A 17,856-nucleotide genomic window follows, 5' to 3' on the forward strand; every position below is an offset into this window, starting at 1 on the left:
CAGGCGGATTGGTAACCGATCATGCACGAAATGCTAAGCCAGCTTATGACCTATTTGCGGGGCGTCCTGCGCTTCCGCTGGTCCGCCCTGCTCACGGCCTGGGCCATCGCTCTCGCCTCGTGGGCCTTGGTGTACTACCTGCCGGACAAGTACGAGGCCGATGCCCGCGTCCACGTGGATACCCATTCCGTGCTCAAGCCCCTGCTGGAAGGAATGGTGGTGGAGACCAACACCCAGGAGCGGGTCCGCCTGATGGCCCGGACCCTGCTCAGCCGCCCCAACCTGGAGAAGGTGGCACGGGCGACGGACCTGGACCTTCAGGTCAACGGCCGGAAGGGCATGGAGGACCTAATCGACGGGCTCCGGGAGCGGATCGAGATCGATGCCACCAGCGAGTTCAACCTCTACGACATCACCTACCGCGATTCCGACCCCAAGCGGGCCGAGCGGGTGGTCCAGACCCTACTGGACCTCTTCGTGGAGGAGAGCTTGGGCGATACCCGGCAGGATTCGGCCAATGCCCAGAAGTTCCTGACGCACAAGCTCAAGGAATACGAGCGGCGCCTGGAAGAGGCCGAGCAGCGCCTGATGGACTTCAAGCGCAAGCACACAGGTGAGATGCCCGATGAGCGCGGGGACTACTACGAGCGACTGCAGGGCAAGCAGGCCCAGCTCGAGGAGGCCAGGCTCCAGCTGGAAACCGCCCAGAAGCGGCGGGATGTCCTTGAGGAGCAGCTGGCCGGCGAGAAGCCCACCTATGGGGTGATGGAGCGCACCGCGCAGTCCCCGGCCGGAACGGGGCAACCGAGCGAGCTCCAGCAGCGAGTCTCCCAGCTCCAGCAGGAACTGGACCAGCTCCGGCTGCAGTACACCGACAAGCACCCCGATGTCCGCAACCTGCAGGCCACCATCGAGAACCTGAAGGAACAGCAGGAAGGCCAACAGTCCCAGCAGGTGGCGGCGGTCGACCAGGGCGGAGACAGCGGAGGCTTCGAGGCTAACCTGGCGGCCAACGAGTACTACCAGAACCTGCGCACCGCCCTTGCCGAGGCCAAGGCGGAGGTGGCCTCCCTGCGGGCCCGGAAGGAGCGGTTCGAGGAGCAGGTGGAAACCCTGAAGGAGAAGGTGGACACCATTCCTCAGGTGGAGGCCAAGCTGGCGCAGCTCAACCGCACCTACCGGGTGAACAAGGAGAACTACGAGAAGCTCCTGGCGCGCCTGCAGAGCGCCCAGATCTCCGAGGAGGCGGGGCGCAGCAGCGACGACGTGAAGTTCCAGGTGGTGGATCCGCCCCAGACCCCTGTCGAGCCCGTGGCCCCCAACCGGGCCCTGCTCGTGAGTGGCGGCCTGTTCGGCAGCGTGGGGGCGGGCATGGTCCTGGGGGTGCTCATGGCCCAGATCCGGCCGGTTTTCGACTCCCGTAGGAGCCTGTTCGAGGCCACGGGTCTGCCGGTCCTGGGGACGGTGTCCAGGGTAAGCACCCGGGCCACCGCGGCCCGCAAGCGAACCGAAGGCCTGCTGTACCTGTTGGGGATGGTCCTGCTGCTGCTCGCCTACGGGGTGGCCATGGCCATTGCCTTCTGGGGAACAGGACCCGTAGAGACTTGGCTCAACGCGTGGGGGATTTCCCTATGAGCAGCATAGAAAAGGCGATGGACCAGATGGGGGGCAGTCCCGCCCTGGATATGGAATCCACCGGGGGGGAGGAGGTCCAGGAGAAGCAGTCCCGCAAGGCGGGCGGCGAACGGGCCGCGGAGGATGTGGACATCCAGCTGCCCTTCAAGCGGCTCCGCCGGCGGGGGCTCCTGACTCCCACGGACACCGACAGCCGCCTGGCGGAGGAATACCGGCTGATCAAGCGTCCCCTGCTCATGAACGCCTTCCATGAGGAGCGCCGGACGCTGGCCCGGAGCAACCTGGTCATGGTCACCAGCGCCCTCCAGGGGGAGGGCAAGTCCTTCACCGCCTTCAACCTGGCCGTGAGCATGGCCATGGAGCTGGACCACACGGTCCTGCTGGTGGACGGCGACCTGGAGGAGGCCTCCCTAACCCGTTGGCTGGCGCGGCGGGACATGACGGGATTCTCGGACCTCCTGGAGGACCCGGACCGGGATGTCAGCGAGGCCCTGCTACGCACCGATATGCCGCGTCTGACCATGATCCCGGCGGGGAAGCGTCATCCCCATGCCACCGAGCTATTGGCGAGCGGCCAGATGGCCCAGGTGGCGGAAGAGCTGTCGCAGCGGTACCCCGACCGGATCGTGCTTTTCGATTCGCCGCCCTTGCTGGTTACGAGCCAGTCCACCGTGCTGGCGGGGTCCGTTGGCCAGGTGCTCCTGGTGGTGGAGTCCGGGCGGACTCCCCAGCACCTCGTGCACGAGGCCATGGGCCTGCTCGATACGGAGAACCAGTGGGTCGGCTCGCTTCTGAACAAGGGTGAACGATTTGCCAGCGGCTCCTACTACGGCGGCTACTATGGCCAGTACGGCTGAGCGCGCCGGTCGTCGTTCGTCCTCCATGCTCGCCGCCCCCGCCTCTGCCCCGTTCAAGGGGGGAAGGGTAATCGCCATGGTGGTAACCGCGCTCGCGGCGCCGGCTCCCGTGCTGGGGCAGGGGGTGTCGGCGCAGGGCACGGGCGCCCTGTTCGGCGCCACCCCCTTCGGCGAGGGGGCCGATGAGGGCACGGAGCCCGAGGAGCGCACCGGGGAGTGGGTCGTGGCTCCGCGGCTGACCCTGGGGGAGACCATCAGCGACAACTTCGCCCTCGCCCCGCCGGGCGAGGAGGAGTGGGACCTGATCTCCCAGATCACCCCGGGGATCCGGGTGGAGCGGGACGGAAGCCGGACCCGGGCCTTCCTGGACTACCAGGCCCAGAGCCTCTTCTACGTGCGCAACCCGGAAAGCGACGGGGTGTTCCACCAGCTGGAGGCCAACGGGACCGGGGAGCTGTGGCGCAACCACCTGTTTCTGGACGGGGCCGCCTCCTACACCCAGCAGTTGATCTCCCCGTTGGGTGCCGTCCCCGAGTCCAACCTGGTGCCCACGGCCAATCGCACGGATGTGGCCACCTACGAGGTGAGCCCCAATTACGTGCAGCGGCTGGGGAGCTTCGCCGACGCCCGGGCCCGGTACACCTACAACCGGGTGGACTACGAGACCCAGTCCCTGTCCGACTCGGAGAGCAACGGGGTGAGCGCCTCCCTGGACAGCGGGGAGCGCTACAACGACCTCGGTTGGCGGGCGAGCTACTACCGCGAGGAGGAGCGCCTGGAGGACTGGCCCGACCGCACCTTCGAGCGGGTCTCCGGCGAGCTCAGCCACCGCCTCGGTGCCAAGACCGAGGTCTTCGGGGTGTACGGGTACGAGGACAACGACTACGAGACCGATGCCACGGGGGGGGACCTGAGCAGCGACTTCTGGGAGGCCGGGATGCGCTTCAACCCGACCCCCCGCACCGCGCTGGAAGGGGCCTACGGCGAGCGGTATTTCGGCAATACCTGGCGGGCCAGCCTGCAGCACGCCACCCGGCGGACGAACTGGCAGGTGGGGTATTCGGAGACCATCGAGACCGAGTCCCAGCTCCAGGCCGACACGCTGAATCTGCGCGTCACGGACCCCAGCGGCAACACCATCACCGACGAGCAGGGCAATCCCATTCTCCTGGAGGTGCCCTTCTCCCTCCAGGTCCAGGATGTCTTCCTGCGCAAGCGATGGACCGCGGACGTCACCGCCGATACCGGCAAGAGCCAGTTCCGGCTCTCGGCGTACCAGGAGTCCCGCGACTACCAGCGCACTGGACTGGAGGAAGAGGGCTACGGCGCGGGCACCGGCTGGACCTGGCGGGTGGCCCCCCGGACCCGGGCCATCACCCGGTTGTCCTGGGACCACCACGACCTGGCCTTTCAGGGGAACCGGAAGGACGACATCTGGCGGTTCGGGGTGCGGCTGGCCCGCGAGCTGCGCCGGCAGCTGACCACCTCCGTGGACTACCAGTACTTGCGCCGGGACTCCAACCAGTCCAGCGCCGAGTACCGGCAGAACTCGGTCACCCTGCTTCTCACGAAGGTCTTCTAGGTACGCACCATGTACGAGTCCTTTTACAACCTGCAGGCCAAGCCCTTTCAGCTCAGCCCCGACCCCCGGTTCTTCTTCGGCAGCCGGGGGCACCGCCGGGCCCTGGCCTATCTGCGCTACGGGCTGGGGCAGGGCGACGGCTTCGTGGTGGTTACCGGCGGGGTGGGCACCGGCAAGAGCACCCTGGTGCAGATGCTGCTCGCCGAGCTCAAGCGCCAGCGTAACGTGGTGGCGGCTCAGCTGGTCATGACCCAGCTGGAGCCGGACGACCTCCTGCGGATGGTGGCCGGGGCCCTGGGGCTGGAGAACGAGGGCCTGAGCAAGGCCGCCCTGCTGCGCAAGTTCGAGTCCTACCTGCGCAAGCAGCGGCGCGAGGGGCGGCGGGTCCTTTTGCTGCTGGACGAGGCCCAGAACCTGCCCGCGCGGAGCCTGGAATCCCTGCGCATGCTCTCCAACTTCCTCGACGGCGAGCAGCCGCTGATTCAGAGCTTCCTGCTAGGCCAGGCGGAGTTCCGGGACACCCTGGCCTCCCCCCGGCTGGAGCAGATGCGCCAGCGCGTGATCGCCAGTTGCCACCTGACGGCCTTCGAGGAGGAGGAAACGCGCAGCTACATCGAGCACCGGCTGGGCAACGTGGGCTGGCAGCACGATCCGTCCATCTCGGACGAGGCTCTCCAGAGCATCCACCAGTTTACCCGGGGGGTGCCGCGCTCCATCAACACCTTCTGCGATCGCCTCCTGTTGTACGGCTACCTGGAGGGGCTCCACGAGATCTCGGTGGAGACCGTGGAGGCCGTGGCCCAGGAGCTCAACCTGGAGCTTCAGGACGAGGAGGAGGCGGAAGGGGAGGGAAGCTCCGCCGAGGGGGGCTCCCGCATGGCCCGCCTGGAACGGCGTATCGAGCTCCTGGAGGAGGCCCTTAGCGCCACCCGCGACGGCCTGAACCAGGCCCTCGCCGAGCGCTACGGGTAGGGGCATGGAAGATTCCGGCCCGATTTCCAACGCCCTGAGCGTGGACGTGGAGGACTATTTCCAGGTTTCCGCCTTCGCGGGGCACATCGATCGCGCCGACTGGGACCGCCTGCCGCATCGCGTGGAGCGCAACACCGACCGGATCCTCCAGCTCTTCGCCGACCACGGGGCGCGGGCCACCTTCTTCGTGCTCGGCTGGGTGGCGGACCGCTACCCGGACCTGGTGCGAAGGCTGGCGGACAACGGCCACGAGGTGGCCAGCCACGGCTACGGGCACATCCGGGTCGATGAGCAGTCCCCGGAGGAATTCCGCGCCGATGTCCAGCGAGCCAAGGCCCTGCTCGAGGACACCTCCGGGCAGGCCGTGCGGGGATACCGGGCCGCCAGCTTCTCCATCGGCCGGGACAGCACCTGGGCCTTCGACGTGCTGCGCGAGGAAGGCCACCGCTACAGCTCCAGCGTCAACCCCATCCGACACGATCTCTACGGCATGCCGGAGGCGCCGCGCTTCGCCCACGCGCCCGCCGGGGGGGACCTGATCGAGGTGCCCGTCTCCACGGTGGAAGCGGGGGGGCGAAACCTCCCCTGCGGGGGCGGCGGCTTCTTCCGGTTGCTGCCCTATGCCTACTTCCGCTGGGGCCTGCGGCGTATCAACCGGAGGGAGGGGCGGCCGGCGGTCTTCTACTTCCACCCCTGGGAGATCGACCCCGAACAGCCCCGCCAGCGGGGAGTCGCCCTGCGGACCCGCTTCCGCCATTACGTCAACCTCCACCGGACCGAGCCCCGCCTCCGGCGCCTGCTCGACGATTTCCGGTGGGAGCGCATGGATCGGATCTTTCTCGAAGAGGAGCAGGCATGACGGTCACCGGGATCACCGATCCGGTCATCCGCGAGATGGGCAGTGGCGAGGAGGCGCGCTGGGACGCCTTCGTCGACGCTGCGCCCGAGGCCACCTTCTTCCATCGCGCCGGGTGGCGGCGTGTTCTCGAGGAGGGGCTTGGCCACCGCGCCCACTTCCTGTTCGCCGAGCGCAACGGGGAGGTGGACGGGATCCTGCCCCTGGGCCGCATCCGCAGCCGGCTGTTCGGGGATGCCCTCATTTCCCTGCCCTTCTGCGTGCGTGCCGGGGTGGTGGGCAGGAGCGAGGAGACCCGGGCGGCCCTGGAGCGGGCGGCCTGCGACCTCGCCGACCGCCTCGGCGTGGACCATCTGGAGCTGCGCCAGGAGGCCCCGCGCAATCCGGACTGGCCCACCCAGAGCGAACGGTACGTCCATTTCCGGCGCGCCCTGGATCCCGATCCCGAGGCCAACCTCAAGGCCATCCCCCGCAAGCAGCGGGCCATGATCCGCAAGGGCATGGAGGCCGGCCTGGAGGGGGTGGTCGACGACGACCTGGAGCGCTTCTACCCCCTGTACGCCGAGAGCGTACGGAACCTGGGTACGCCGGTGTTCCCCAAGCGCTACCTGCGCACGCTGCGCGAGGTGTTCGGCGACGACTGCGAGGTGCTCACCATCGAGCACCGGGGGCAGGCGGTAAGCAGCGTGCTGTCCTTCTACTTCCGGGACGAGGTGCTGCCCTACTACGGCGGGGGAGGGCCGGCGGCCCGCGACCTCAAGGCCAACGACTTCATGTACTGGGACCTCATGCGCCGGGCAGTGGAGCGGGGCTACGCCGTCTTCGACTACGGCCGCAGCAAGCGGGACACGGGCTCCTACCGGTTCAAGAAGCACTGGGGATTCGAGCCCGAGCCCCTGTACTACGAATACCACCTGGTGCGGGGGCAGGAGATCCCGGACGTGAGTCCCTCCAACCCCCGCTACCGCGTCTTCGTGGACGCCTGGAAGCGCCTGCCCCTGCCCATGGCCCGGGTGATCGGGCCCGTGATCGCGCGGAATCTCGGATGACCGGCAAGCCCCCCCTGTTGTTTCTGGCGCACCGGATTCCCTATCCCCCCAACAAGGGGGACAAGATCCGCTCGTTCCATCTGCTGGAGTACCTGAGCCGGTACTACGACATCCACCTGGGCGCCTTCGTGGACGATCCGGCCGATTGGAGGTACGCCAAGCAGACGGCCCGGTACTGCGCCGCCACCGAGCTGGTGCCCTTGGGCCGGGGCCGGGCCCGGCTCCGGAGCCTGAGGGGCCTGATGGCGGGGAGCCCCCTGTCGCTCCCCTTTTACCAGGACCGGCGCATGGACGCCTGGGTTCGCGATACGCTCCGCGCGGTGAAGCCGCGGCGGGTGATGGTGTTCTCCTCGGCCATGGCCCAGTACGTGCCGGGGGAACGGACCCCGGAGGCCCGCCGGGTGCTCGACATGGTGGATGTGGACTCGGCCAAGTGGGCCCAGTACGGCCGCATGCGGCCAGGCCCCATGGGCTGGATCTTCCGCCGGGAGGGGCGGCGGTTGCTGGAGCACGAGCGGCGGGCGGCCCTCGACTTCGACGCCACGGTCCTGGTGACCCGGCCGGAGCGGGAGCTTCTCGAGGCGGAGGTCCCCGAGGCCGGGGAACGGCTTGCCGCTGTGGGCAACGGGGTGGACGTGGAGCATTTCACCCCCGGCGCGGACCTGCGGGATCCGTATCCGAATACGGGGCCGATCCTGGTGTTCACGGGGGCCATGGACTACTGGGCCAACGTAGACGCGGTGACCTGGTTCGCTGAGGGGGTCTGGCCGGGCATCCGGGAGCGGCTGCCGGCGGCCCGCTTCTTCGTGGTGGGGGCGCGGCCCACGGACGCCGTGCTGGGGCTGGGGACGCGTCCGGGGATCGAGGTGACCGGAACGGTCCCCGACATCCGGCCCTATCTGGCCCACGCGGATGCGGCCGTGGCGCCTCTCCGGGTGGCGCGCGGCATCCAGAACAAGGTGCTGGAGGCCATGGCCATGGCCCGGCCGGTGGTGGCCACGGGGGCGGCCCTGGACGGGCTGGAGGGGCTCGTTGACTACCCCCTGGTGGGGGACGATCCGGAGGCTCTTTGCCAGGCGACCCTGGCGGCCCTCTCCGAGAACCCGCCGGTGTCGGGCCCCGCACTGCGCGCCTGGGTGGCGGAGCGCTACGCCTGGGAGGCGCACCTGGCCCGCTTCCGGTCCCTGCTAGAGGACGAGCCCGTGGCCGGCGCCGTGCCGGCGCCGGCGCAGGTGCCGGTGGGGGAGGAAGGATGAGGGTGCCGGCCCCGGAAGGGATCCAGGCGGTCGCCGGCCCCGGGAGCCGGGCCGAGATGCGCCCCCTCCTCCTGGCCCTGCTCCTCCTGGCGGGGCTGGTGGGCCTCTACCACGAGACCGCCCTGTCCATGGCCGCCATCTGGTGGCGTTCCGAGACCTACGCCCACGGCATGCTGGTGCTGCCGGTGTCCGCCTATTTCCTGTGGCGCCGACGGCGGGCCCTGGCGGGGCTGCCCCTGGAGCCGGACCTGCGAGGGATGCTCGCCCTGGCCCTGCTGGCGGTCACCTGGCTGGTGGCCCGGCAGGCCGATGTGCTGTTCCTGCAGCATCTGACCTTCGTGGCCATGGTCCCCGCCGGGCTCTGGGCGCTGCTCGGGCTGCCGTTCCTCCGGACCGCCGCCTTCCCCCTGGGCTTCCTCCTGTTCGCGGTGCCCCTGGGCGAGGGCCTGGTGCCCATCCTCCAGGGCTTCACGGCGGACTTCAGTGTCGCCGGCCTGCAGCTGTCGGGGGTGCCGGTGTACCGCGAGGGCCACTACCTCTCCATCCCGGAGGGACGCTTCGAGGTGGCCGAGGCCTGCAGCGGCATCCGCTACCTGATCGCCTCCCTGGCAATCGGCACCCTGTTCGCCTACCTGAACTACCGCTCCCTCTGGCGCCGCCTGGCCTTCGTCGCCGCCGCCGCGGCCGTGCCGGTGGTGGCCAACGGCCTCCGCGCCTACGGCATCGTGATGCTGGCTCGCTGGAGCGACATGACCCTGGCCACGGGGGTGGATCACCTCATCTATGGCTGGGTGTTCTTTGGCGTGGTTATGGTCCTGCTGTTCTGGGTCGGGGGGCTGTGGCGGGACGCCGAATCCGGGGTCCCGGAGGCCCCGAAGGGGGAGGCCCCGGAGGGCGGGGGGCGGGGGACCGTGACCCTGGCGCTGTCCGGGCTGGTCGTGTTGGCGGTGGCGGGGGCGGCTCCCGCCGGGGCCGGGTGGCTGGAGCGGTCGGGCACGCCCATCAAGGCCACCAGCCTCGATCTCCCTGCCGCCGAGGATCCGTGGAGCGGGCCCTTCCCCGTGGACGACGGCTGGCGCCCGGCCTTCCGGGGCGCCGACCGGACCCTGCGGCGCGTTTACCGATCCCCGGAGGGGTCCGTCCAGGTGCTTCTCATCCACTACTACGACCAGCGTCAGGGCGAGGAGCTGATCGCCTCCGGCAACCATCTGTACGACGGGAAGCGCTGGCTCCGCAGCGGGGAAGGCCGAACCCGCCTGGACCTCCCCGGAAAGGGAGGCGAGCTGGGGGTCCGGGAGCTCCGGCTACGCGGACCCGAGGACCGGCGGCTGGTGTGGCAGTGGTTCGACGTCGGCGGCCACATCACCGCCCGTTCGGTGATGGGCAAGGTCTGGATGGCCTGGGAGCGGGTCAGGGGAGGGCGGCCCGATGCCACACTCATCGCCGTGGCGGCCGATTACGCCGGGGATCCGGGGGAGGCCCGGAAGCGGGTAACCGGCTTCCTGGCGAAGCATCCCGAGCTGACCCGCGAAGGGCGGGTGGTGCGGATCCTGAGCGAAGGGGGGAGGTGATGGCCGGGGCCGTTCAGGACCGCAGCCCGCCGCTGGTGGCCCACGTGATCCACTCCCTGCGCGTGGGCGGCATGGAGAACGGCCTGGTGAACCTCATTAACCGGACCCCGGCGGGGGCCCTGCGGCACGTCGTGATCTGCCTGGAGGGGTACTCGGACTTCGCCACCCGCCTCGATCCCGCGGTGGAGGTTTATGCCCTCCACAAGCACCCGGGGCTGGACGCCGGCCTGTACGGGCGGCTCTGGCGGCTCCTGCGGACGCTGCGGCCGGATCTGGTCCATACCCGCAACCTGGCGGCCATCGAGGCCCAGCTGCCGGCGGCCCTGGCGGGGGTCCGGCGGCGGGTGCACGGCGAGCACGGCTGGGACATGGCGGACCTGGGCGGGGCCAGCCGCCGCTACCGGATGCTGCGGCGGGCGCTGCGCCCCCTGGTCCACCATTTCATCCCTCTGTCCCTGGACCTGGAGGACTACCTGGGCGGGGCCATCGGGGTGCCGCCGGAACGCATGACCCGCATATGCAACGGCGTGGACGTGGGGCGCTTCCGGCCGGTTGGGGACGGCGGGGCCCTGCGGGGCCGGGCCGGGTTCCCTCCGGCGGCCCCGGTGATCGGCTGGGTGGGCCGCATGGAGGGGGAGAAGGATCCGCTCGCCCTGGTGCGGGCCTTCATCCGGGTGGCCGGCGACGAGGAGGAGGGCGAGACAAAGGCGCGGCTGGTCATGCTCGGAGACGGCTCCCTCCGTGGCCAGGCCCGGGAGGAGCTGGAGGCCGCAGGCCTGGCCCATCGGGCCTGGCTGCCGGGGGAGCGGGCGGATGTGGCGGAGATCCTGCCGGACCTCGACCTGTTCGTGCTCCCCTCTCTGGCGGAGGGCATCTCCAACACCGTGTTGGAGGCCATGGCCTGCGGCGTGCCGGTGGTGGCCACCCGGGTGGGTGGCAACCCGGAGCTGATCGTCGACGGCGAGACCGGCGTGCTGGTTCCCCCCGGCGACCCGCGGGCTCTCGGAGAGGCCCTGGCCGAGGCCCTGGCGGACCCGGACCGGAGGGCCGCCATGGGCCGTGCCTCCCGGGCCCGGGCGGAGGAGCGTTACAGCATCGAGGCCATGGTGGCGGCCTACCTGGGCGTCTACCGCCGGCTGCTCGGCCAGGGGGCGGGTCCCCTGGCGGGCGGACCCATTCCCGAAGGAGGAGCACGCTGATGTGTGGTCTGGTGGGGCTGTTCGACACGCGGGACACGCGGCCCATGGATCGCGGCCTCGTGGAGGCCATGAACCAACGGCTCTACCACCGGGGACCGGACGGGGGCGGGGTCCATGTGGAGCCCGGGATCGGCCTCGGCCACCGCCGGTTGGCCATCATCGACCTCGACGGCGGGGACCAGCCGCTGTTCAGCGAGGACGGAAAGGTGGCGGTGGTCTACAACGGCGAGGTCTACAACTTCCGGGAGCTGGCCGGGGAGCTGCGCGACCGGGGCTACCGGTTCCGCACCCGGTGCGACACGGAGGTGGTCCTGCAGGCCTGGCGGGAATGGGGACCGAACTGCGTCCACCGGTTCCGGGGGATGTTCGCCCTGGCCATCTGGGACCGGGACCGGCAAAGCGTGTTTCTGGCCCGGGACCGCATGGGCATCAAGCCCCTGTACTACGCCCTGCTCGATGACGGGACTCTGGCCTTTGCCTCCGAGCTCAAGGCCCTGCTGCCGCACCCCGGGGTGAGCCGGGACCTGGACCCGGCGGCGGTGGAGGAGTACTTCGCCTTCGGTTATGTGCCGGATCCCCGCACCATCCTGAAGGGGGTCCGCAAGCTCCCGCCGGCCCACCGCCTGATGGTGTGCCGGGGGCAGCCCGTCCCCGAGCCGGAGGCCTACTGGGATGTGGCCTTCGCCGAGGGGGACTCCCGGCCGGCGGAGGACAGCGTGGCGGAAGAGCTCACCGAGAAGCTGTCGGAGGCGGTAGGCATGCGGCGCGTGGCCGATGTGCCCGTGGGAGCCTTCCTCTCCGGCGGCGTGGACTCCAGCGCGGTGGTGGCCATGCTCGCCCGGGCCGACGATGAGCCGGTGCGGACCTGCTCCATCTCCTTCGGCGACCCCCGCTACAACGAGGCCGCCCACGCGGCGCGAGTGGCGGAGCGCTACGGCACCGACCATACGGTGTCGGAGGTGGACCCCTCGGATTTCGATCTGGTGGACCGCCTGGCCGGCATCTACGACGAGCCCTTCGCCGACAGCTCCGCCATGCCCACCTACCGGGTCTGCGAACAGGCCCGGAAGCGGGTGACCGTGGCTTTGTCCGGGGACGGCGGCGACGAGAGCTTCGGGGGGTACCGGCGCTACCGCTGGCACGTCCACGAGGAGCAGGTCCGGCGGCGCGTACCCCAGGCCCTGCGCGGTCCCCTGTTCGGGGCACTGGCCCGGGTCTACCCCAAGCTCAACCGTGCGCCCCGCGTCCTGCGGGCCAAGGCCACCCTGGAGTCGGTGGCCCGGGATAGCCTGGACGCCTACCTGGACAACATGGGGGTGGTGCCGGAGGGCATCCGGCGGGCGATGTTCAGCGACCGGATGCGCCGGGACCTGCAGGGCTATCACGCGGTGGAGGTGCTGCGCGGCCACGCCCGCCGGGCCCCGGACCACCCCCTGTCCCAGGTGCAGTACCTGGACATGAAGACCTACCTCCCGGGCGACATCCTGACCAAGGTGGACCGGGCCAGCATGGCGCACTCCCTGGAGGTGCGGGTCCCCGTGCTCGACCACGAATTCGTGGAGTGGGCGGCGGCGCTGCCTCCCCGCTACAAGTACCGCCAGGGGGAGGGCAAATACCTCTTCAAGAAGGCCCTGCGGCCCTATCTTCCGGACGAGGTGCTGTACCGGCCCAAGATGGGGTTCGCCGTGCCGGTGGATCGGTGGTTCCGCGGGCCCCTGCGGGACCGGGTCCGGGAGGCCCTGCTCGGGCCGGACCTGCAGGACACCGGGCTGTTCGACCGGGCGGCCCTCGAGCGGATCCTGGAGGAGCACCAGTCCGGGAAGTGGGACCACGGCGCGGTGCTGTGGTCCCTGCTCATGTTCGCGGCCTTTCTGCGGCAGCTGGACCGGGAGCCGGTGTACCCGGGCGCGGCCCCTGCCGCCGGCCGGCCGCGGCCGGCCGCGAGCCAGCCGGAGTCGTCGCCATGAGGATTCTGTACCACCACCGCACCCGCGGGGAGGACGCCCAGGGCGTCCATATCACGGCCCTGTGCCGCGCCTTCGAGGGCCTTGGCCACGAAGTGCGGCTGATGGGTCCGCCCCTGCCCGCCGGGGGCGGCCGCAGCGACAGCGGCAAGCGGGACAACGCCACCCTGTTGGGTCTGCCCCTGCCGCACTGGCTCTACGAGGTGCTGGCCCTGGGCTACAACGTGCCGGCCTTCTTCGCCCTGGCGGCCGCGATCCTGCGGTGGCGCCCGGATTTCGTCTACGAGCGGTACGCCCTGTTCGGGGTGGCCGGGAGGCTGGCCGCCGGGATATTCCGGGTCCCCTTCATCCTGGAGGTGAATGCCCCGCTCAGCCAGGAGATGAAGGACCACGGTGGCCTGGTCTTCCAGGGCCTAGCCCGGCGGGTGGAGGACCGGCTGTGCGCCGGAGCCACCCGGACGGTGGTGGTCTCCGCCGCCATGCGGGACCTGTTCGTCCGCCGCGGCCTGCCGGAGGAGCGGTTCCTGGTGGTGCCCAACGGCGTGGACCGGGAGCGCTTCCATCCCGGCGTGGACGGCGAAGCGGTGCGGCGGGAGCTGGGGCTGGAGGACCGCTTCGTCATCGGGTTCGTGGGCTGGATCCGGCCCTGGCACGGGGTGCACGACCTGGTGGAGGCCTTCGCCCGCGTCGTGGCGCAACGGAAGGACGCCGCGCTCCTGCTGGTGGGGGACGGCCCCGCCGTTCCGGAGCTCCGGGCGCGGGCGGCGGAGCTGGGCCTGGCGGACCGGGTGGTGTTCACCGGCGCCGTGGCCCGCGAGGCGGTGCCCGGCCACGTGGCCGCCATGGACGTGGCGGTCCAGCCCGACGTTACCCCCTACGCCTCGCCGATCAAGCTCTTCGAGTACCTGGCCACCGGCCGGCCCGTGGTGGCCCCGGACCGGCCCAACATCGCCGAGGTGGTCGGGGATGGCCGGCAGGGCCTGCTGTTCCGACCCGGTAACGTGGAGGAGCTCGCCGCCCAGCTCACCCGCCTGGCCCTGGATCCCGGACTGCGCAACGCCCTGTCCATGCGCGCCGCCCGCGCCGTGGAAGAGCAGGGGTTCCATTGGGAAGCCAACGCCCGGCGGGTCCTCGCGGTGGTGGACCGCCACGCCCCGGAGGCCACGTGATGCTGCTGGAGCGCAGCCGACCGGTGCGGAGCGAGGGCGGGGCCGACGCGCCCGGCCCCTCCGGGGAGGGGCCTCGCGTGGTGGTTCTCAGCCAGCTGTTTCCCCACGCGGGGGACCCGGGGGCCGGGCTGTTCATCCGCGAGCGCATGTTCCGGGTGGCCCGGCACCTGCCCATGGTGGTGGTCAGCCCCGTGCCCTGGTTCCCCTTCCAGGGGGCGATCCGCCGCTTCCGGCCGCATTTCCGGCCGCCAAGGCCGAGCGACGAGTGGCAGGACGGGGTGCAGGTCCTGTTCCCCCGCTATTTCTCGGTGCCCGGCGTCGCCAAGAGTCTGGACGGCCTGTTCCAGGCCCTGGGCGCCTTCCGCACGGTCCGTCGCCTGCGGCGGGAGTGGGGCGGCGAGGTCCTCGACGCCCACTTCGCCTATCCCGACGGCTACGCGGCGGGCTGGCTGGGCCGTTGGCTGGGTATGCCGGTGACGGTGACCCTACGCGGGACCGAACCGCCCCTGACCCGTTCCCCCGTGGGGCGGGTCCTGCTGCGCGGGGCCATGAAGCGCAGCCATCGGGTATTCGCGGTGTCCGCCTCCCTCCGGGCGCTGGCGGAGGATATGGGAGCGCCGGCCGGCCGTACCCGGGTGATCCCCAACGGGGTGGACGCGGAGAAGTTCCGGCCCGAGGACCGGAGCCGGGCCCGCCGGGACCTGGGAATCCCGGAGGAGGCCCCGGTCCTGATTTCGGTGGGCGCGCTGGTGGAGCGCAAGGGGTTCCACCGGGTGCTGGAGGTGCTGCCGGCACTGCGGGAGGCCCATCCCGGGCTGCAATACCTCATCGTCGGCGGCCCGGGTCCGGAGGGGGACCTCGGGGCCTACCTCGAGGAGCGGACGCGGCAGCTGGGTCTGGAGGACACGGTCCGCTTCCTCGGCCCGCTGCCGCCGGAGCGGCTGCGCGGGCCGCTATCCGCCGCCGACCTGTTCGTGCTGGCCACCAGCCACGAGGGGTGGGCCAACGTCTTCCTGGAGGCCATGGCCTGCGGGCTGCCCGTGGTGACCACGGACGTGGGCGGCAACCGGGAGGTGGTCTCCCGACGGGAGGTGGGGCGCATCGTGCCCTTCGGGGACCCGGAGGAACTGCGGAGCCAATTGGAGGAGGCCCTGGGGACCACCTGGGACCGGGGGATGATCCGGGCGTACGCCGAGCGCAACGGCTGGGAGGACCGGGTTGCCATGCTGGTGGAGGAATTCCGAGAGGTGGCGGCGCCGGTGGAGGAGGGGAGCTGATGGCCTTTCCACCGGACCTGTTCCTGATCGGGGCGCCGAAGGCCGGGACCACGACGCTGGCGGAGGTCCTGGACAGCCATCCGGAGATCAGCCTGTCGCGGCCCAAGGAACCCCATTTCCTCACCCAGAACCGGGAGCTGGGGCTGGAGTGGTACCGGGAGTGCTTCGACGGCCCGGAGGATCGGGTGCTGCTGGATGCCTCCACCAGCTACTCGACGGATCCCCTGGGCACGCTGGGGCGGGATACGCCCCTGGCCGGGGTCCCCGAGCGGCTGCACGAGTTGAGCCCGGAAGCGCGGTTGATCTACGTGGTCCGGGAGCCGGTGGCCCGCAGCTATTCCGCCTACTGGCACGACGTACGCCTGGGCTACGAGCGCCTGCCCTTCCGGGAGGCCATCGCTCAGGACCCGATGTACCTGGCGGCCAGCGACTACGCGGGACAGCTGGAACGGTACCTGCCGTACTTCCCCCTGGAGCGGATCCTCATCGTGCGCGCCGAGGATCTGTGGCGGGATGCCCAAGGGGTGGCGGGGGAATGCTTCGATTTCATCGGCGTGCCCCGGGTGGCGGAGGAGGACCTGCCCGCGCTGCACAAGAACCGGTCCTACACCTTCAACGGGGTGGGCCGCTATCTGTACCGCATCCTCCAGGACGACCGCAGTCTGAAGCGGGCTGCGAATCTGGCGAGGCGGGTCATGCCGGAATCTGCCTACCGCGCCGTCGGCAGGGCGCTGACGAAGGAGATCCCGCCCCTGGATAGCGGGCACCGGGAGGAGCTGGAAGCGTGGTTCGCGCCGAAGAACCGGAGGTTTAGGGAGCTCACGGGGATCGGCATCGGGCAAGAGTAGGGGCAACCCGCTCCTCCCGGCCCGGAGCCGCCATCCCCCGTCCGCACCAGAGGATACAGCCCGTTCATGTCCGACATAGGAGGAAGGATAGCCACCGGGGCGGCCTGGATGGTGGGCATGCGGGTGGTGGTCAGAAGCATCGGCATGATCAGCACCATCATCGTCGCCCGTCTGCTCACGCCCGAGGATTTCGGCCTGGTGGCGCTGGCCACCTCCATCTACGCCCTGGTGGAGTTCCTGGGCGCCTTCGGCTTCGGCGAGGCCATCATCCAGCGCCACGACGCGGACCGACGGCATTACGACACCGCCTGGACGATGAACATGGCCTTCGGGCTCCTCGCGCTGGCGGCCCTGGCCCTGCTGGCCAAGCCCATGGCGGGGTTCTTCGAGGAGCCCCGGTTGGAGGGGATCGTCTATGTGCTGGGTGTGGTGGCGCTGGTGGATCGGGCCTACAACCCGGGCATCGAGTTCTTCAAGAAAGAGCTCCAGATGGGGAAGATCTTCCGCCTCCAGGTCACCCAGAAGGTCCTCGCCTTCCTCGTGACGGTCTCCCTGGCGGTGTACCTGCGCAGCTACTGGGCCCTGGTGTTCGGCATGGCCCTGGGGGTGGCCACCTTCACGGCCATGTCCTACTGGGTCAGCCCGTTCCGGCCGCGGCCGTCGCTGGCCAGGCTCGGGGACCTGTTCGGCTTCTCCGCCTGGCTGTTCCTGTCCAGCATCCTGTCCTATTTCGACCGGAAGTCGGGCCCCATCGTGATCGGCAAGCTGTCCGGGGCCTCCGCCATCGGCATCTACAGCGTATCCCAAGAGATCGCCAATCTCCCCACCGTGGAGCTGGTCAAGCCCCTGAACCAGGCCTTGTTTCCGGGCTACTCCAAGGTCAAGAACGAGCCCGCCACCTTGCGCCGTTATTATCTGAAGGCCCTGTCGCTGGTGGCTCTTCTTGCCATGCCGGCCGCCACCGGCCTGGCCCTGCTGGCGCCCTTCCTGGTGCCCCTGCTTCTGGGCGGGCAGTGGGACCGCGCCATTCCCGTCATGCAGGTGCTGGCTGTCTCCGGCATGGCCCAGGCTCTGGCCGTGGTCAACATGAGCATCCATCTGGCCCTCAACCAGCCCCATATCGCCACGATCTTCAACGCCATCAAGGTCGGGATCCTGATCCCGGCCCTGGTGTACGCGGTTTCCCGCTGGGGGGTAATGGGCGCCGCGTGGTCGTACCTGGGGGTGAACTTCCTCTTGGTACCGTTCCGGCTGTGGGTGGTTAAGCGGTCCTTGTCCCTGGGGCTTGGGGACCTGGCCGCGGTGCTCTGGCGGCCCGTGGCCGCCACGCTGGTGATGGCCGCCGGCCTTCAGGCGGCCGAGCCCTACCTGGATGGCGTTCCCCCGGGGGCGGATGTGGCGGCTCTGGTGGCGGGGGGCGCGCTGCTGTACGCGGCCACGGTGCTGGTGCAGTGGAAGATGGCCGGAAGCCCCGACGGGGGTGAGGAGTATGTGCTCGGCCAGTTCCGGGCCTGGATGCCCGCCTTCCAGCGCTACGGCTGATCCCACCTCGGGATCCCCCGCCCTTACGGAGCAAGGGCGGGTCCGTAGGGGAGACGGTGGACGCACGGATACCCCGTGT

14 protein-coding genes are annotated in these 17,856 nt (G+C 70.3%); all 14 read left to right on the forward strand.

The genetic code is table 11. The features are described 5' to 3' along the window. The first annotated feature begins 21 nt into the window (after window positions 1–21). The 14 genes from AN478_RS07475 to AN478_RS07540 all read left to right on the forward strand — a co-directional run bounded on the left by AN478_RS07475 (window position 22) and on the right by AN478_RS07540 (window position 17,777). Complete coding sequence (locus tag AN478_RS07475) at window positions 22–1,635, forward strand: XrtA system polysaccharide chain length determinant (protein WP_074471309.1); 1,614 nt, start codon at window positions 22–24, stop codon at window positions 1,633–1,635. Further along, a complete protein-coding gene (locus AN478_RS07480; RefSeq protein WP_074471310.1) occupies window positions 1,632–2,492 on the forward strand; it encodes an XrtA-associated tyrosine autokinase in 861 nt (286 codons plus the stop codon). Before AN478_RS07475 ends, AN478_RS07480 begins: the two co-directional genes overlap by 4 nt. Before the next feature lie 76 nt (window positions 2,493–2,568). After that, window positions 2,569–4,074, forward strand: a complete 1,506-nt coding sequence (locus tag AN478_RS07485) for a TIGR03016 family PEP-CTERM system-associated outer membrane protein (RefSeq protein ID WP_054965999.1) — start codon at window positions 2,569–2,571, stop codon at window positions 4,072–4,074. 9 nt (window positions 4,075–4,083) lie between these two features. Then, window positions 4,084–5,046, forward strand: coding sequence for an XrtA/PEP-CTERM system-associated ATPase (locus tag AN478_RS07490; protein WP_054966000.1), 963 nt, complete (start codon window positions 4,084–4,086; stop codon window positions 5,044–5,046). A gap of 4 nt (window positions 5,047–5,050) precedes the next feature. Next, window positions 5,051–5,905: an XrtA system polysaccharide deacetylase gene (locus AN478_RS07495; protein WP_054966001.1), complete on the forward strand. Its 855-nt coding sequence runs from the start codon at window positions 5,051–5,053 to the stop codon at window positions 5,903–5,905. Further along, window positions 5,902–6,951, forward strand: a complete 1,050-nt coding sequence (locus AN478_RS07500) for a FemAB family XrtA/PEP-CTERM system-associated protein (RefSeq protein ID WP_054966002.1) — start codon at window positions 5,902–5,904, stop codon at window positions 6,949–6,951. Before AN478_RS07495 ends, AN478_RS07500 begins: the two co-directional genes overlap by 4 nt. Beyond that, window positions 6,948–8,207: a TIGR03087 family PEP-CTERM/XrtA system glycosyltransferase gene (locus AN478_RS07505; protein ID WP_054966003.1), complete on the forward strand. Its 1,260-nt coding sequence runs from the start codon at window positions 6,948–6,950 to the stop codon at window positions 8,205–8,207. The genes AN478_RS07500 and AN478_RS07505 overlap by 4 nt, the downstream gene beginning before the upstream one ends. Next, complete coding sequence (gene xrtA / locus AN478_RS07510) at window positions 8,204–9,778, forward strand: exosortase A (protein WP_074471311.1); 1,575 nt, start codon at window positions 8,204–8,206, stop codon at window positions 9,776–9,778. The genes AN478_RS07505 and xrtA overlap by 4 nt, the downstream gene beginning before the upstream one ends. Window positions 9,779–9,813: 35 nt before the next feature. Next, complete coding sequence (locus tag AN478_RS07515; protein ID WP_054966369.1) at window positions 9,814–10,977, forward strand: TIGR03088 family PEP-CTERM/XrtA system glycosyltransferase; 1,164 nt, start codon at window positions 9,814–9,816, stop codon at window positions 10,975–10,977. Next, window positions 10,977–12,944 carry an XrtA/PEP-CTERM system amidotransferase gene (locus AN478_RS07520; protein WP_074471312.1) on the forward strand — a complete coding sequence of 656 codons (1,968 nt, stop codon included), beginning with the start codon at window positions 10,977–10,979 and terminating at the stop codon, window positions 12,942–12,944. The genes AN478_RS07515 and AN478_RS07520 overlap by 1 nt, the downstream gene beginning before the upstream one ends. Further along, the gene (locus tag AN478_RS07525) at window positions 12,941–14,110 is read left to right on the forward strand and encodes a glycosyltransferase family 4 protein (protein ID WP_054966005.1); all 1,170 of its coding nucleotides are present in this window, start codon (window positions 12,941–12,943) and stop codon (window positions 14,108–14,110) included. The genes AN478_RS07520 and AN478_RS07525 overlap by 4 nt, the downstream gene beginning before the upstream one ends. Then, window positions 14,110–15,387: a glycosyltransferase gene (locus AN478_RS07530; RefSeq protein ID WP_082432947.1), complete on the forward strand. Its 1,278-nt coding sequence runs from the start codon at window positions 14,110–14,112 to the stop codon at window positions 15,385–15,387. The genes AN478_RS07525 and AN478_RS07530 overlap by 1 nt, the downstream gene beginning before the upstream one ends. Continuing rightward, the gene (locus AN478_RS07535) at window positions 15,387–16,235 is read left to right on the forward strand and encodes a sulfotransferase domain-containing protein (protein ID WP_054966006.1); all 849 of its coding nucleotides are present in this window, start codon (window positions 15,387–15,389) and stop codon (window positions 16,233–16,235) included. Before AN478_RS07530 ends, AN478_RS07535 begins: the two co-directional genes overlap by 1 nt. A 66-nt stretch (window positions 16,236–16,301) precedes the next feature. Then, window positions 16,302–17,777: a lipopolysaccharide biosynthesis protein gene (locus tag AN478_RS07540; protein WP_074471313.1), complete on the forward strand. Its 1,476-nt coding sequence runs from the start codon at window positions 16,302–16,304 to the stop codon at window positions 17,775–17,777. Window positions 17,778–17,856: the final 79 nt, after the last annotated feature.

This window comes from Thiohalorhabdus denitrificans, assembly GCF_001399755.1.
Taxonomy (GTDB): Bacteria; Pseudomonadota; Gammaproteobacteria; order Thiohalorhabdales; family Thiohalorhabdaceae; genus Thiohalorhabdus; species Thiohalorhabdus denitrificans.

Coding starts and splice junctions, on each gene's coding strand:
- xrtA (WP_074471311.1), top strand. CDS start 8,204: ATGAGGGTGCCGGCCCCGGAAGGGATCCAGGCGGTCGCCGGCCCCGGG.
- AN478_RS07535 (WP_054966006.1), top strand. CDS start 15,387: ATGGCCTTTCCACCGGACCTGTTCCTGATCGGGGCGCCGAAGGCCGGG.
- AN478_RS07475 (WP_074471309.1), top strand. CDS start 22: ATGCACGAAATGCTAAGCCAGCTTATGACCTATTTGCGGGGCGTCCTG.
- AN478_RS07540 (WP_074471313.1), top strand. CDS start 16,302: ATGTCCGACATAGGAGGAAGGATAGCCACCGGGGCGGCCTGGATGGTG.
- AN478_RS07500 (WP_054966002.1), top strand. CDS start 5,902: ATGACGGTCACCGGGATCACCGATCCGGTCATCCGCGAGATGGGCAGT.
- AN478_RS07520 (WP_074471312.1), top strand. CDS start 10,977: ATGTGTGGTCTGGTGGGGCTGTTCGACACGCGGGACACGCGGCCCATG.
- AN478_RS07495 (WP_054966001.1), top strand. CDS start 5,051: ATGGAAGATTCCGGCCCGATTTCCAACGCCCTGAGCGTGGACGTGGAG.
- AN478_RS07485 (WP_054965999.1), top strand. CDS start 2,569: ATGGTGGTAACCGCGCTCGCGGCGCCGGCTCCCGTGCTGGGGCAGGGG.
- AN478_RS07490 (WP_054966000.1), top strand. CDS start 4,084: ATGTACGAGTCCTTTTACAACCTGCAGGCCAAGCCCTTTCAGCTCAGC.
- AN478_RS07480 (WP_074471310.1), top strand. CDS start 1,632: ATGAGCAGCATAGAAAAGGCGATGGACCAGATGGGGGGCAGTCCCGCC.
- AN478_RS07530 (WP_082432947.1), top strand. CDS start 14,110: ATGCTGCTGGAGCGCAGCCGACCGGTGCGGAGCGAGGGCGGGGCCGAC.
- AN478_RS07505 (WP_054966003.1), top strand. CDS start 6,948: ATGACCGGCAAGCCCCCCCTGTTGTTTCTGGCGCACCGGATTCCCTAT.
- AN478_RS07525 (WP_054966005.1), top strand. CDS start 12,941: ATGAGGATTCTGTACCACCACCGCACCCGCGGGGAGGACGCCCAGGGC.